Below are 14,642 nucleotides of genomic sequence, written 5' to 3'. Positions count from 1 at the left end.
GGGCGGCCTTTTGTTTTGATGATCCCCCATGCGGTGTTCCCCTCTTCTCACGAGGACACCTTATGACCAGACCCGTTATTCTGACAGGCGACCGCACCACCGGCCCGCTGCACATTGGCCACTATGCCGGATCGTTGCTCAACCGTCTGCGATTTCAGGAGAGCCACGAGCAGTTTCTGCTCCTGGCTGATACACAAGCCCTGACTGACAACGCTCACGCCCCCGACAAGGTGCGGCTCGGTGTGATGGAGGTGGCGCTCGACTATCTTGCCGTCGGGATCGACCCAGCCAAGACCACGATCTGCCTGCAATCCCACCTGCCCGCGCTGGCCGAGTTGTCGATGCTCTATTTGAACTTCGTGACCGTCGCCAGATTGGAGCGCAACCCCACGATCAAGGACGAGATCCGCGGCCGCCGCTTCGGGCGCGACATCCCGGCAGGCTTCCTGTGCTATCCTGCGGCGCAGGCGGCGGACATAACCGCGTTCAAGGCAACTGTAGTGCCGGTGGGCGAGGATCAGGCGCCGCTGATCGAACAAACCAACGAGATCGTCCGCCGTATCAACACCACCGCCGGACGGGCCATCCTGCCGGAAGCGCAGGCCGTCATTCCGCAAGCGGGGCGGCTGCCGGGCGTGGACGGGAAAGCGAAAATGTCGAAGTCCGGCGGCAATGCCATCGCCCTTTCGGCCTCGCCGGACGAGATCGCGGCGGCAGTGAAGGCGATGTTCACCGACCCGAATCATCTGCGGGTCGAAGATCCCGGGCAAGTGGAAGGCAATGTCGTATTCACCTATCTGGATGCTTTCGACGAGGACCGCACTACGCTGGAAGAGCTGAAGGCGCAGTATCGGCGGGGAGGAATAGGCGACAGCAAGATCAAGCGCCGCCTCGAAGACATCTTGCAGGCGCTGATTGGACCGACGCGAGAACGAAGGACGCAACTGGCCAAAGATCCGGCTTATGTGCTCGACGTGATTCGCCGCGGTACGGAAAAGGCCCGGTGCCGGACCGAGGCAACGAGGCGGGAAGTTGTCGAAGGCCTCGGGCTGTTCATGTTGTAACCCAGGCCGTGAACCCATAAAGACCGGGATTGGGTGGATAGCGGCCTGTCCGTTTCTTGCGATCGGAAGGGACAGGCCGCCGTCAGAGGGCGCTATTTCAGCGGCAAAAACAGATCCGCGACCGCCTCATGCTCCGGCACCTCCGGGAAGAAGCTCAGCCGCTGGCAATAGATCGGGAAGTCGCGCGCTTCCTCGCCGCTGGCCGGAAGCCAGTCGCGATAAAGGTAGAGCGCGGCGGGCTCCAGATTGTCGGTGTTGCCGACGACGCGCAGCACCGCGCAGCGTCCGCCAGCGATCTCGCCGGCTTTGATCTGCTCGCCGTTCGCCTCGATCGGTTGGTCGGTCCCGACACAAAGGTCTACGCTATAATCGGCAGGCGACGCAGGACGCCGCTCGGAACGCCAGACATTGAAGGTCGGACTTGTCTTGGGGTGCAGGCCAGCGGCCGTGCGCCACGCGATGAACCGCTGGATGGTGGCGCCGAGCGTCGCCGGGTCGCCCCGATGCTCCATGATCGCCACCGGTGTGGGGGGCACATCGCGAATCGTCACGTCGTCAGTGGTAAAAGTCTTCTGCATGAGCTTGCTCCTCGCGTTGTCGAGAGGCCCGAAGGCCGCAAGCCACGGCTCCCAGTCGGGAGACTTCCGGAACGACGAAGGCGATTGCCCGAACCGTTGCCGAAAGGCGCGGGCGAAGGCGTCCGGTGCATCGTAACCGGCATCCATCGCTATGTCCGTGACGCTTTGGGCATCCCTGTAGGCCAGCCGGTGCGAAGCACGCTTCAAACGGGCAAGCTGGATATAGCGATGCACGGACAGCCCGAAGGTCGCCGTGAACTGCCGGTGGAAATGATATTTCGAGTAGGCTGCGACGCTGCTCAGCGCGTCCAGGTCCAGATCGTCGTCCAGATGCCGGTCTATGTGATCCAGCACCCGCTGCATCCGGGCATGGTAGTTTTGAAGCGCCGCCTTCATCGTTCTGTCCTCCGTGGCAGCACCAGCTAAGCGCACGCAGACATGACGCGCTCGACCGATCTTGCGGTTCTGTCACGGGTCGCAGAACATCGCCAAGGACCGTTTACGGGCACGCCCAATTTATGGATGAACGGCGAAAAGGGGGCGTTTGCAGACTGGTGGCGTTCATATCGTGCCGAACTCTGATTCAAGCCCAAAATGAGCCGATATGACCTGACCGACTTCGAATAGCACGTGATCAAGCCGCCAATTTTCTCGCCATTGTCCAGCTCGCCTCGTTGCGGCTGTGGCTGCGCGCTTATGAGTCTACGGCCTAATACCCGTCGATCCCGTTGATCTGTTGCAGACGGTCGCGCATCGCTTTTTTCAGGTCGTAGCCGGGCCGGCCGTATTCCGCATTGCGACGGGAGATATATTCCTCTTGCTCGCGCCGCAGCGTGCGCGCCTGTCGCGGCGTCATCTTTTCAGCCGCTGCCCTGACATACGACCCCTGGACTTCGCGATCGAGATCGGCGAGTTCGGGATTGGCGCAGATCGCCTTTTCCACCTTACGGCGAGCGGTCGCGCAATCAAAGCTCGGCTTGCCGGCGACCGCCTTCAGCGCGCCCTGCCGCTCCGCCTCCTGCGCCAGCGCCCGGTGGTTGGCTTTTGCCACGACGTGGTCCGGGTTCAGCTTGATCGCCGCGGCAAAATCGGCCACCGCCTTGGGCAGATCGCCCTTCTTGCGCCAGAGTTCGCCGCGCGCGTTATGAACATCGGCGTGCGCCGGATCGAGGCGCAACACGCCGTCATAATCGGCGATGGCACGGTCGATCATGTCCTTGCGTTCATAGGCGGCGGCGCGCGCGATCAGCGCCTTGATGCGATCGGCCTTTTCGGTCTTTGCGTTGTCGATCAGCGCGCCGCAGCTACTCACCGTCCTGTCGTGGTCCTGCGCAAGGCCAGCGGCAAGACACGGCGCCGGATCGATCCGCAAATCCTTGACCGGCTCGGCCCCGGTCGCCGATGCACCATGCGCAAACGCCATCCACAGCAGAGAGGCCGCGACCAGGTTGCGGATATCGGGATTGCCTCGCATCAATTGATCCGGAAAAAGCACTATCGATTGCTACGCGATCCTAGCAAGCGACCTGCGTTTTCGACAAGCTGCCTGCAAATTTCCTGTTCGCACGAGAACAGATTTTGGCCGAAACGTGACCTGCGGGAAACGTGATTCTCTTCACAGACGGAAGAATACAATCCGTGAGAAAATCTGCCGTGAACCTTTTGCAGTTCTCGCGGACTCAACAACCATGACCACATTGACCGACTTCAATCCGCCGCGCGCCATCGCGCAATCCCAAACCGGCTACTTTTACTTCTACATGGCGCTGGCCTGCATGGCCGTCGCTTTTCTCGGCTTCGCGCCGACCTACTGGCTGCCGCTGGCGAAGCGGTCGTTTTCGGCTTCGCCCGTCGTGCATTTTCACGGGCTGCTGTTTTTCGCCTGGTCGCTCTATTTCGCATTCCAGAGCTGGCTGGCCGCGTCAGGCAAGGTCGCCCGGCACCGCACCATCGGCATGATCGGCGTCTCGCTGGCCACCGCGATGACGATCTTCGGCTTCCTGGTCGCGGTCAACGCGATGAAGCGCTCCGCGGCGGCGGGACTGACGAACGAAGGAATTGAGTTTGCGATTGTTCCGCTAAGCGGAATTCTGTTCTTTGCCGTGGTTTTTGCGCTCGCCATTGCGGCCATCCGCAAGCCTGAAACGCACAAGCGGCTGATGCTGCTGGCCAGCATCTCGCTGTTGGACGCCGCGGTCGCCCGCTGGTTTCTGACCTTCCTGGCGCCTCCCGGGCCGCTTGGTCCGCCCCCGGTGCCGGTGACCATCCCGCCCGCCTTCGTCGCCTATCTCCTGCTCGTGGCCGCCATCGTTTTCGACTGGCGAACGCGCGGCCGGCCGCATCCGGTCTATGTCTACGGCGGCATTGCGCTGATCGCCGTCAAGCTTCTGAACTGGCCGATCAGTGCCACGCCGCTCTGGCATGCCTTCGCGGGCGGCATATTGGCGATGGCGCAGTAGCGGCACCCCTCAAGACTTCACCGTGATCCCGCCATCGACCACCAGTTCGATCCCGGTGACGTAGCGGGATTCGTCGGACGCCAGAAACAGCGCGGCATTGGCGACGTCCCAGGCATCGCCCATGTGCCCCATCGGCACCTGGGCGTCGCGCGCCCGCCACATCGCCTCGACGTCGCCGGCCGAATAGCTGGCAGCCAGCCCCGCGGAGTGCTCAACCATCGGGGTCTTCATCAGGCCCGGCAGGATGCAATTGACCCGTACATGATCGCGCGCGAACTGCACCGCTGACGTGCGTGTCATCTGGTTCATCGCCGCCTTCGAGGCGCCATAGGTGACATAGGAAATGCCGAGATGGCGGATCGAGGCGATCGACGAGATGTTGATGATCGAGCCGCCACCCTGCTTCTGCATCACGGGAATGACGTGCTTCATGGCGAAATAGGCGCTCTTGAGATTGACGGCGAAGACGTGATCCCAGCTCGCTTCGTTGACCTCGACGACATTTCCCATCTCGGCGATGCCGACATTGTTGTCGAGCACGTCGATGCGGCCATAGGCCTTGCGGCACGCCGAAACCATCGCCTCGACCTCGGCTTCGCGCGAGACGTCGGCGGTGAAGGCCGTCGCCTTGCCGCCCTCGCCCGTGATGATCTCTACCGTCTCCTTTGCCGCCGCCGCGTTGCGGTCGACGCAGAACACCTGTGCACCCTCACGCGCGAAGGTGACAGCGGTCGCCTTGCCATTGCCCCAGCCGGGACCGATCGATCCCGCGCCCACCACCATCGCCGTCTTGCCCTTGAGCCGTTCCATCGACCTTCTCTCCTGTTGTGAGTCTTCGTTCCCTTGTAGCCCGGGAGAGCGAAGCGACCCCGGGATTCTTGTTTGGCAGTGTTCCCGGATATCGCTTCGCTCATCCGGATCTACGGATCTTTGCAAACGCGCATCGTCGTGACGCCGATGGGATAGCCGAACATATCCGACAATGTCCGGCACTTTCCACTTACGCATAGCCGCCATTCGCCGGCAGCCCCGGAATTGCCGAGCACGACCTCCGGCATCGCCGCGCGCTTCGGTTGCCATTGAAGCCAGCCGTTGACAAGCCGCGCCTCCGGCGCCGGCTCCATACCGGCCCCACTACCCTTCACGCGCGCCTGCACCAGTTCCAGCCCCTGCGGCGTGATGCGCCAGTCCTCCTGCCATTCGACCTTCTCGATCGAATGGATCCAGACAAGCGTGAACGCCGCGACCGACAACGCCTTCACCGCGCTGGCTGAGGCGAGGCAGAGGCTCACGCCGCCGCCACCGCGCTGCGCGAACGCTGCCGCCATTGCCAGAGCGCGACAGCCGCTGCCAGCGCGAAGCCGATCGTATCGCTGAACGCGAACTCGCCGAGCAGGCAGAACGCTGCGAGAACGGCCAGCACGATCTCAGGCCGAGTCAGCCGCGTGAACAGAAAACCGATCGCGACGATGCCGAACAGGCCGATCGCGACCAGCGCCTTGAAGGTCGCCAACGCCACTGCGCCGTAGAAACCGAGCTGGATAGCCATGGGGTCGCCGGCCTGCAGCATCAGGGCCGGCGAGTGGACGAAGATGAACGGAATGACGTAGCCCGCGAGTGCGATCCGCATCGCCTCCCAGCCGATCCTGTCGGGGTTTTCCTTCGCGATCGGCGCCGCCGCCAATGCCGCCAGCGCCACCGGCGGCGAGAGGTCCGCCATGATGCCATAGTAGAACGCGAACATGTGGCTGGCGATCAGCGGCACGCCGAGCTTGGCGAGCGCAGGTGCGGCAAGCGCGGCGGTGACGATGTAGGTCGGAATCGTCGGGATGCCGGTGCCGAGCAGGATCGACAGCAGCATGGTCATGACCAGCGCCAGCAACAGGCTCTTGGCGCCGAGCCCGATGATCCAGCCGCCGAAGATGGTGCCGACGCCGGTCTGCGTCATCATGCCGATGATGGTGCCGACGATGGCGCAGGCCATGCCCACCGTGAGCGCCGATTTGGCGCTGTCGGCGAGCGAAAAGCGGCAGGCGGCGAGTGTCGCCCGGCCGCCGCGCGTGATCGCGGCGATCAGGACCAGCCCGCCGACGACACACGCGATCGGTATGATCTCGAGGCCGCTGCGCGACACCGCGGCGACCACCAGCGCCAGTCCGATCCAGAAGATGTAGCGCACGACCGTGTTGGAAAGATCGAGCGTGATGCCGGCGCCGAGGATCAGGGCGACCGTCAGCGCAAGCCCCATGCTGCCGGCATAGAGCGGCGTAAAGCCCTCGAACAGCATGTAGACCAGGGCCACCAGCGGCAACACCAGGTACCAGCGCGCCACCAGCGCCTTCCACGCGCTCGGGATTTCCGAACGCTTCATGCCGACGAGGCCGTGCTTACCGGCTTCCAGATGCACCATCCAGAACGCGGACGCGAAATAGAGCATGGCCGGGATCACCGCCGCCTTGACGATCTCCGAATACTGCACCCCTAGCGTTTCGGCCATGATGAAGGCGACCGCGCCCATCACCGGCGGCATGATCTGTCCGCCCATCGAGGCGGTCGCCTCGACGCCGGCGGCGAACGCGCGGCGGTAGCCGAACCTGATCATCAGCGGAATCGTGAACTGGCCGACGGTGACGACATTGGCGACGCCGGATCCGGAGATCGTTCCCATCATGCTGGATGCGAACACCGCGACCTTGGCCGGTCCGCCGCGGGCGCGGCCGAACAGGCCGAGCGAGACGTCGGTGAAGAGCTGGATCATGCCGGCGCGTTCGAGGAACGAGCCGAACAGAATGAAGAGAAAGATGTAGGTCGCCGAGACATAGATCGGCACGCCGTAAAATCCTTCGGTGCCGAACGACAAATGGGTGATGACCTGATCGAAATCATAACCGCGATGATTGAACGGCTGCGGCAAATACTGGCCGAAGAACCAGTAGAGCAGGCAGACGCCGCACATCAGCGGCAGCGCCAGCCCCATCAGACGCCGCGTGCCTTCGAAGATCAGAACCGCGAGCAAGGTGCCGACGACGAGATCGGCGCGGGTCGGATCGCCGTCGCGGGCGATCAGGTCGGCGTAGAATACCCATTGATACAGCCCGCACAGAAAGCCCGCGCCGCCGATCAGCCAGCCGAGCGCCCGGCCGAAATCGCTCTTGGCGGTGAAGTTGCCGATCAGGCCGAAGGTCATCAGCAGCAGGAAACCGACGTGAACGCCGCGCACCACCTGGCTCGGCAGATAATTGAACGCGGCGACGTAAAGCTGGAAGGCCGCAAAGACGATGCCGATGGCGTAGGCGAGATAGCCCCATCCGCCGGGGCCGAAGCCTGCCGGGAAACCGTGCTCGAAATTGTCGAACCCGACCTTGACGGGCTGTTCCGTCCCCTCGGCTTGCCGCATGTCCGTCGTCCCCACCCGTGACGCTTATATCATTTGTGCCATTTCCGCATACGTCATGGCCGGGCTTATCCCGGCCATCCACGTCTTACTGCGGTCTCGCCAACGACGTGGATGCCCGGCACATCTAGCGCGAAGACGCACTTCTGGCCGGGCATGACCGCGGAAAGAGTGTGGGCCCCCTACTTCATCACGCCCTTTTCCCTGTAGTAGCGGATCGCGCCGGGGTGCAGCGGCACCGGGCTGCCGGTCGTGGCCGTCTCGAGCCTGATCGCCTTGCCGGCGGCGTGCGCGTCGACGAGTTCGGGGAGCGATTCGAAGATCAGCCTGGTCATCTGATAGGCCAGATCGTCGGAGACCGCCGCACTGGTGACGAGATAGTTCACCACCGCCGCCGTCGGGACGTCCTTGTCCTGGCCGGTATAGGTGTTGGCGGGGATCATGGCCGGCACGAAAGGCGGACCGATCTTGTCGACGATGGCCTTCGGAACCGACACCACGGTGATTTCGGTGGAAGCCGAGAGATCCTTCAGCGAGGCCACGCCGAGGCCGGCCGACTGCAGCGTCGCATTGAGCTGGCGGTTCTTCATCAGCTCGACGGATTCGGCGAACGGGAGATATTCGACCTTCCCGATGCTCTTGTAGGTCATGCCGGCGGCCGAAAGGATCGCGCGCGAGTTCAGTTCGGTGCCGGACTTCGGCGCCCCGACCGAGAGGCTCTTGCCCTTGAGGTCGGCGAGCGTCCTGATGCCGCTGTCCGATGTCGCGACGATCTGGATGTAATTCGGATAGATCGCCCCCAGGGTGCGCAGTTTGTCGAGCCTGGACTTGAAGCCGGCCTCCTCGTCGCCTTCCCATGCCGCCTTGAGCGAGTCGCCGAGCGTGAAGGCGAGCTCGCCGCGGCCCTGCTGCAGCAGGATCAGGTTCTCGACCGATGCCTTGGTGGCCTGCACCTGGGTCTTCACGTTCGGTATCTTGTCGCTGTAGATCTTTCCGATGGCGACGCCGAGCGGGTAGTACACGCCGGAAGTTCCGCCGGTCAGGATGTTGATGAATGACTGCGCGTGCGCGCCGGGGGCAAAAAATATGGCCGCCATGGCAACGGCGGCTGCAATCAATCGTGAGTTCATGGAAACCATTCTCCGATTATTTTGGCCGGGAAATTGGACGGGCGGCGGCTCCGGGTCAAGCCGTCCGATAAGTTAAAAAGATGCCCCCGGCATACGTCCACAAGGCCCTTGCCACGGTTACCCAAATTGGACTGAATGCGCCCGCGAAAGACCCGGGGGACACCGGGTCTGGGAGTTAACGGGTCCCCGGGGAAAGCATGGCAGCAGACAAGACAACGCCGCCCAATGACGAGGTCGTTGCGGTATCCGACGAAGCCCTGCAGAAGGCGGAATCCTTCGTCGAGGCGGAAGAGGGCGCGGCCAACCGCCTGATGGGATGGGCGGGCAGAATCTCGACCACGATTGCCGTGGTCATGAGCCTGTTTCACCTCTACGCGGCCTACGCCATCGTTCCGACGCAGGAACTGCGCTACACGCACGTCGCCTTCACGCTGGTTCTCAGCTTCCTGCTGTTTCCGCTGGCCACGCGATTCCGCAACCGGGTGCGGTGGTGGGATATCGTCCCCGGGATCGTCGCGGTCGCGACCATCGTCTACGCGCTGTGGGGCGGCGAGGATTTCACCGACCGCGCCACCATGCCCGACCGCTGGGACGTGATCGTCGGCATCGTCTTCATCGTGCTGCTGCTGGAGGCGACCCGGCGCACCACCGGCGCGATCATGCCCGTAGTGTCGCTGCTGTTCATCGCTTACGCCATGCTCGGCCCGTATCTGCCGGCGCCGTGGACCCATCGCGGCTACGACGTGGCCCGCCTGGTCGGCCACCTCTTCATTACCCTGGAGGGCATTTTCGGCGTCGCCGTCGACGTGTCGGCGACGCTGATCATCCTGTTCACCATCTATGGCGCATTCCTGCAGCAATCCGGCGCCGGCAAGTTCTTCATCGATTTCTCGCTGGCGCTGATGGGCGGAAAGCCGAACAGCGCCGGCCGCACGGTCGTGCTGTCGTCGTTCCTGCTCGGCGGCCCCTCCGGATCGGGCGTCGCCACCACGGTCATGATCGGCACCGTGGCCTATCCGATGATGGCCAAGGCGGGCTTCGAGAAGAACGCCGCGGGTGGCTTGCTCGCCGCCGGCGGGCTGGGCGCGATCCTGTCGCCGCCGGTGCTGGGCGCGGCTGCGTTCCTGATCGCCGAGTTTCTCAAGATCAGCTATCTCGACGTGATCTGGATGGCGACCATCCCGACCTGTCTCTATTACATGTCGCTGCTGTTCATGGTCGAACTGGACGCCAAGAAGTTCGGCGCGAAGGATGTCACCTTCAAGCCGGAAATGACGCTCGGCCAGATGACGATGCGCTACGGCTTCCACTTCGTCTCGCTGCTCGCCGTCGTCGTCTTCATGGTGATCGGCTACTCGCCGACGCTGTCGGTGTTCTATGCAACGGTCGTCACTTTTGCATTGAGCTTCCTGCGCCGGGAAACCGCGCTGGTGCCGACCAAGCTGGTAAAGGCGCTGGCCGACGGCTCGATCGGCGCGCTCAATGCCGCGACCACCTGCGCCTGCGCCGGCATCGTCGTCGGCGTCGTGACGCTGACGGGGCTCGGCCTGAAATTCTCGTCGATCGTCATCAGCTACGCCGGCGGCAGCCTGTTGTTGACCGCGATCTATACCTCGCTGATCGTCTGGATCATCGGCCTCGCGGTGCCGGTGACGGCCTCCTACATCATCTGCGCGGTCATCGCAGCGCCCGCGCTGATCAAGCTCGGCGTGCCCGACTACGCCGCGCACATGTTCATCTTCTATTATGCCGTGCTATCTGAGGTGTCACCGCCGACGGCGCTTTCGCCGTTCGCGGCGGCCGCCATCACCGGCGGGGATCCCTACAAGACCACGCTGCAATCCTGGAAATACACGCTCCCGGCGTTCCTGGTGCCGTTCGTGTTCGTGCTCGACCCGCAGGGCCCGGGCCTCTTGCTGGCGATCCCGAAGGGCGGGTCGTGGATCGATATCGTCGAGATCACGATCAAGACGACCTTCGGCCTGTTGGCGCTGGCGGCATTTGCCCAGAACTGGGCGCTGCGACAAAATACAGCGGTCGAGCGCGGCCTGCTTCTGCTATCGGGGTTGCTGCTGGTGTTCCCAAGCCTGATCGAGGCGATCGTCGAATCGATCATCGGCCGCGATATCAGCTACACCTATGTGCCGGGCCTGATCATCGGCCTCGGCGTGGTGTTGTGGCAGGTCAGAACGCGGGCGCCGACGCGACCGGCGCTCACAACTTAGGCAGGAAGCGATCGAGGATGAAAAAAATGAAGAAGACCGTAGCCATACTGGCCATGACGATTTCCGCTGGTCTCGCCTTCGCGGGCATAGCCCAAGCTCAGCAGAAGACCATGTCGATCGGAACCGGCGGCACCGGCGGCGTCTACTATCCGCTCGGCGGCGCGGTTGCCAACGTGCTCTCGAAGAATCTTCCCAACGTGCAGGCCACCGCCGAGGTCACCGGCGGCTCGGTCGATAATCTCAAGCTGATCGGCGCCGGAAAAAGCGAGATGGGCTTCACCATGGCCGACGCCGCGCTCGATGCGCTCAAGGGCGAGGACAAGTTCAAGAGCGGCAAGCTGCCGTTGCAGGCGCTGCTCGTGGTCTATCCCAACCGCATGCATGTGGTGACGGTGGAAGGCACCGGCATCCAGACCATGGCAGACCTGAAGGGCAAGCGCGTCTCGACCGGATCGCCCGGCAGCGCCACCGAAGTGATGGCATTCCGCGTCATCGAGGCCGCCGGCCTCGACAAGGACAAGGACATGAAGCGCGAGCGGCTCGGCGTTGCCGAATCCGTCAACGCGGTCAAGGACCGCAAGATCGACGCGTTCTTCTGGGTCGGCGGCATTCCGACCGCCGCAGTGACCGATCTCGCGGCGACGCCCGGCATCAAGATGAAGCTGATCGACCACGGCGACCTCGCCGAGAAGATGAACGCCAAATACGGCAAGCTCTATTCGCCGAGCAAGATCAAGGCGGGCTCGTACCCCGGCTACGACAAGGACAATTCCATCACCGAGGTCTGGAACCTGATCGTCACCGGCGACAAGATGAGCAACGAGGACGCCTACGCCGTCGTCAAGACGCTGGTGGAGAAGAAGGCCGACATCGTCGCCGTGCACAAGGAAGCCGAGAGTTTTTCGCTCGACAACCAGGTGCAGGAACGTTCGCCAATCCCGTTCCATCCCGGCGCGCTGAAATACTTCAAGGAAAAGGGCATCGGCGGCTAGGTTTCGATATTCGCCGTCCGGACGACGCGGAAGCGCTGTCCGTGCGCAGGTTACAGTGACCGCGGCCTGCCAAAGGCCGCGGTTATTTTTTGCTGGAAGAAGAGTTGTGTGCGTCGCGTCATTGCTGCTCCCGCGAAGCAACGCGGAGACGCCGCAGCCCGACACGCTCAAGGCCGCGGACATCGCGGCGCCGACAAGCGACCACAGGCGTTAACAGGCCGCGCTGTTCAAATATTGAACAGCCGTCGCGTCATCGCATTGCAGCACCAGTCACGCCTGCGAAAATCAGCGGATGGGCTTATCTGCCACGACGGTGCGCCCCTGAAGGTGGCGATTTCCCTAAAATTTTATTCTTGTCGGCGGCTTTAACCCTACTGAAGTAATCATGTGACCTCCCGCAAAATTCCATCATTGCGACCTCAACGGGGATGTACCACTGGCGCCGGGGTATCTGTTGGAGGGCGGCATGGAGCAAATCAATTTTAGCGAGCATTCGCGCGCAACGCACTTCGGGCACCGCAAGCTGGCGCCCAGAGCCTGCGTCGTCGACAGCAAAAAGCACCTTCGATTGTTCCTTTCCGACGCTCTCGAGGATCTCGGCTTCGTGACCTGCGAATGCGGTCAGGCCGGCGATTTGGCAGGCGTGCTGCAGGCGGAGCAGCCGGACCTGATCCTGCTCAGCGTGTGTGTCGACGGGATCAATGTCGGCGAAATTCTCGAGGCAATCGTCCGGAAAAATTTCGGCGGCAAGGTACTCGTCATCGGTCAACCGGACTCGATTATGGTTAAGGCTGTCAGGCAAATTGGCGAGGAGTACAATATTGCCATGCTGCCCTCGCTGCAGACGCCGTTCGGCGCGGCGAGCCTGCGCGCCAGCGTCGCCGAGCTGCTGCCGGCCGAGCCGGCGCCAAGCCCCGCCGTCGATGTCGCCGAGGCCTTGAAGGCCGGCTGGCTCGAACTGTGGTACCAGCAGAAGATCAACACCCGCACGCTGGTGCCCAGCGGCGCGGAGGCGCTGGTCCGGATGCGGCATCCCGCCTGGGGCGTGGTGCCGCCGGCCTATTTCATTCCAGACGACAAGGATCCGCATTTTCGCAAGCTCTCCGAATTCGTGGTCGGCCGCGCCATCGAGGACTGGCGCTATCTGCTGGAGAGCCAGGGTCCGGTCGACCTTTCAATCAACCTGCCGGTATCGTTCTTCGGCAATGCGGCGGCGGTGCGCGATCTGTGCCGCGCGATGCCTGCCCACGCCGCATTCTCAGGACTCTTGATCGAAATCAACAGCAGCGAGGTGATCGCGCATCCGGACATGGCGGTGGATGCCGCCCGACGCCTGCGCCTGCACAATATCGCGATCGCCATCGACCATGTCGGCGCGGAATGGCCGTCTCTGCTGGAACTTCGGAGCTTCCCGTTCGCCGAACTCAAGGTCGACCAGCAATATATCAACGGCTGCGCGGACGACCGGCTGAAGCAGACGGTATGCCGGCGCATCGTCGAACTGGCCCGCGACAACGGCGCCCGCGCCGTCGCCCAGGGCGTGGAGACCCGCGCCGACTTTCTCGCCGCGCACGAGATGGGGTTCGATCTGGTCCAGGGCTACCTGTTCGGCAAGCCGGTGGCGGTGCGGAAATTTGCTCGCTCGCGCCCTCAGCTCGCATCCGGCGCCAACAAGCCGTCGTGAGCCAGGCTCACTCGAACTTCATATCGATGCATTTCGAGATATCGGAGCCGAGGCCGGACGAGATGATGATGCAGCCGCGCACTTTCAGATTATTGTTGTCGCTGGCCCACACCGCATAGCCGCCGGGACCGAAGAACGAATTGGTGTTCGGCGGCTCGGTCTCGGTGGCATCGAACGAATAGCTCGCATCGGTATCGAAGATACGCGGCTTCCTGGTGCAGCCGCCGTCGGCCTGCACGTTGATGACCTCCTTGTTGTCCCGCGTCAGCGCCAGCGAGACCTGGCAGCGGAAATATTCCGAAGTCTTGGTGTTGAACACGTAGGCGTAGGATTTGCAGGTCGAGGTATTGAGCTTGCCCGCGCTCAATCCCCGGCTGCAGGCGATCCGCTGGTTGTTGGAGAGCTTGAAATTATCGGCCTCAGCCGCTTGAGCCAGCGTCATGAACGACAGCGCAACACCAAGACCGATCTTCATGACGTGGTTCATCCTGACCATCCCTATGAGGTTTTTCGCAATGCATGCTTGTAGCCGGAAAGGCGAACATAGTCGCGAAGTCGAACGTCGGAAATCACAAAGTCTCAAGGGCGGTGTGATGCGTCGAAGGTGCCAATTGACGGCACAATACCGTTCGTGATTTGTTCAAAGCATGGGGCAATAGGCCGAATGGCTATGGGGAGGATGGACGATGACGGGTGTTTCAACGAAGACGGTTTTGACGGTGGCCGCCCTGGCGGGGTTTTCGACTTGCGCATTCGCGCAAGGTGCGGCGCCGACACCCTGGGAGCTGAAGCTGGACATGGGCTATGCCTACGGCAAGGACGGCAAGACGCTTTCCTACAAGATGGGCACCAACAACGCAGGCCTGCTGCTGAAAGGCGCCAAGAAGGTGCCGAAGGGCACCTTGTTCTTCATCGGCCAGAACGGGCAGCTCTATATGCGCTCTGGCCCCTATCTGGAGGGCGACGGCAAGTTCATGTTCGGGTCGAATTGAGCTTTCTTCCTTCTCCCCCTGTGGGAGAAGGTGCTCAGAGCGAAGCGGAGGCGGATGAGGGGTTCTCTCCGCGGAGATAGACCCCTCATCCGGCGCCGTAGCCGATGCGAAGCATCGGCGTTCT

General features: G+C 62.8%; 13 protein-coding genes. 6 read left to right on the top strand and 7 right to left on the bottom strand.

The window, feature by feature from the left end; genetic code table 11:
- Positions 1 to 62: 62 nt before the first annotated feature.
- Positions 63 to 1,064 (top strand): tryptophan--tRNA ligase, encoded by a 1,002-nt coding sequence (gene trpS / locus V1293_RS27510; RefSeq protein ID WP_334513833.1) that lies wholly within the window; start codon positions 63 to 65, stop codon positions 1,062 to 1,064.
- Positions 1,065 to 1,156: 92 nt separating this feature from the next.
- Here the strand turns inward: trpS and V1293_RS27505 are convergent, their stop codons facing one another.
- The gene (locus V1293_RS27505) at positions 1,157 to 2,038 is read right to left on the bottom strand and encodes an AraC family transcriptional regulator (protein WP_334513831.1); all 882 of its coding nucleotides are present in this window, start codon (positions 2,036 to 2,038) and stop codon (positions 1,157 to 1,159) included.
- Between the two features lie 313 nt (positions 2,039 to 2,351).
- Positions 2,352 to 3,116, bottom strand: a complete 765-nt coding sequence (locus tag V1293_RS27500) for a tetratricopeptide repeat protein (RefSeq protein WP_442894294.1) — start codon at positions 3,114 to 3,116, stop codon at positions 2,352 to 2,354.
- Between the two features lie 214 nt (positions 3,117 to 3,330).
- Between V1293_RS27500 and V1293_RS27495 the strand changes: the two genes are divergently transcribed.
- On the top strand, positions 3,331 to 4,101 hold the full coding sequence (locus V1293_RS27495) for a hypothetical protein (protein WP_334513830.1): 771 nt from the start codon (positions 3,331 to 3,333) through the stop codon (positions 4,099 to 4,101).
- 9 nt (positions 4,102 to 4,110) lie between these two features.
- On the opposite strand, the gene V1293_RS27490 is transcribed toward V1293_RS27495, so the two are convergent.
- The 4 genes from V1293_RS27490 to V1293_RS27475 all read right to left on the bottom strand — a co-directional run bounded on the left by V1293_RS27490 (position 4,111) and on the right by V1293_RS27475 (position 8,625).
- Complete coding sequence (locus V1293_RS27490; protein ID WP_334513828.1) at positions 4,111 to 4,911, bottom strand: SDR family NAD(P)-dependent oxidoreductase; 801 nt, start codon at positions 4,909 to 4,911, stop codon at positions 4,111 to 4,113.
- A gap of 110 nt (positions 4,912 to 5,021) precedes the next feature.
- On the bottom strand, positions 5,022 to 5,429 hold the full coding sequence (locus V1293_RS27485) for a DUF1850 domain-containing protein (RefSeq protein WP_334513827.1): 408 nt from the start codon (positions 5,427 to 5,429) through the stop codon (positions 5,022 to 5,024).
- Positions 5,390 to 7,498, bottom strand: coding sequence for a TRAP transporter permease (locus tag V1293_RS27480; protein ID WP_334513826.1), 2,109 nt, complete (start codon positions 7,496 to 7,498; stop codon positions 5,390 to 5,392). Before V1293_RS27480 ends, V1293_RS27485 begins: the two co-directional genes overlap by 40 nt.
- Before the next feature lie 179 nt (positions 7,499 to 7,677).
- Complete coding sequence (locus V1293_RS27475; RefSeq protein WP_442894293.1) at positions 7,678 to 8,625, bottom strand: TAXI family TRAP transporter solute-binding subunit; 948 nt, start codon at positions 8,623 to 8,625, stop codon at positions 7,678 to 7,680.
- A 197-nt stretch (positions 8,626 to 8,822) separates the two neighbouring features.
- Here V1293_RS27475 and V1293_RS27470 point away from each other — a divergent pair, with 197 nt between their 5' ends.
- The 3 genes from V1293_RS27470 to V1293_RS27460 all read left to right on the top strand — a co-directional run bounded on the left by V1293_RS27470 (position 8,823) and on the right by V1293_RS27460 (position 13,526).
- Positions 8,823 to 10,850, top strand: a complete 2,028-nt coding sequence (locus V1293_RS27470; protein ID WP_334513824.1) for a TRAP transporter permease — start codon at positions 8,823 to 8,825, stop codon at positions 10,848 to 10,850.
- A gap of 26 nt (positions 10,851 to 10,876) precedes the next feature.
- On the top strand, positions 10,877 to 11,842 hold the full coding sequence (locus tag V1293_RS27465) for a TAXI family TRAP transporter solute-binding subunit (RefSeq protein ID WP_334513823.1): 966 nt from the start codon (positions 10,877 to 10,879) through the stop codon (positions 11,840 to 11,842).
- A gap of 466 nt (positions 11,843 to 12,308) precedes the next feature.
- Complete coding sequence (locus V1293_RS27460; protein WP_334513822.1) at positions 12,309 to 13,526, top strand: EAL domain-containing response regulator; 1,218 nt, start codon at positions 12,309 to 12,311, stop codon at positions 13,524 to 13,526.
- 7 nt (positions 13,527 to 13,533) lie between these two features.
- Here V1293_RS27460 and V1293_RS27455 read toward each other — a convergent pair whose 3' ends face one another.
- Positions 13,534 to 14,013 carry a hypothetical protein gene (locus V1293_RS27455; protein ID WP_334513821.1) on the bottom strand — a complete coding sequence of 160 codons (480 nt, stop codon included), beginning with the start codon at positions 14,011 to 14,013 and terminating at the stop codon, positions 13,534 to 13,536.
- Positions 14,014 to 14,212: 199 nt separating this feature from the next.
- Between V1293_RS27455 and V1293_RS27450 the strand changes: the two genes are divergently transcribed.
- On the top strand, positions 14,213 to 14,518 hold the full coding sequence (locus tag V1293_RS27450) for a hypothetical protein (RefSeq protein WP_334513820.1): 306 nt from the start codon (positions 14,213 to 14,215) through the stop codon (positions 14,516 to 14,518).
- Positions 14,519 to 14,642: the final 124 nt, after the last annotated feature.

The organism is Bradyrhizobium sp. AZCC 1693, from assembly GCF_036924745.1.
Taxonomy (GTDB): Bacteria; Pseudomonadota; Alphaproteobacteria; order Rhizobiales; family Xanthobacteraceae; genus Bradyrhizobium.
Note: the sequence above shows the minus strand (reverse complement) of the source record. Positions and strands in the feature narration are given on the sequence as shown.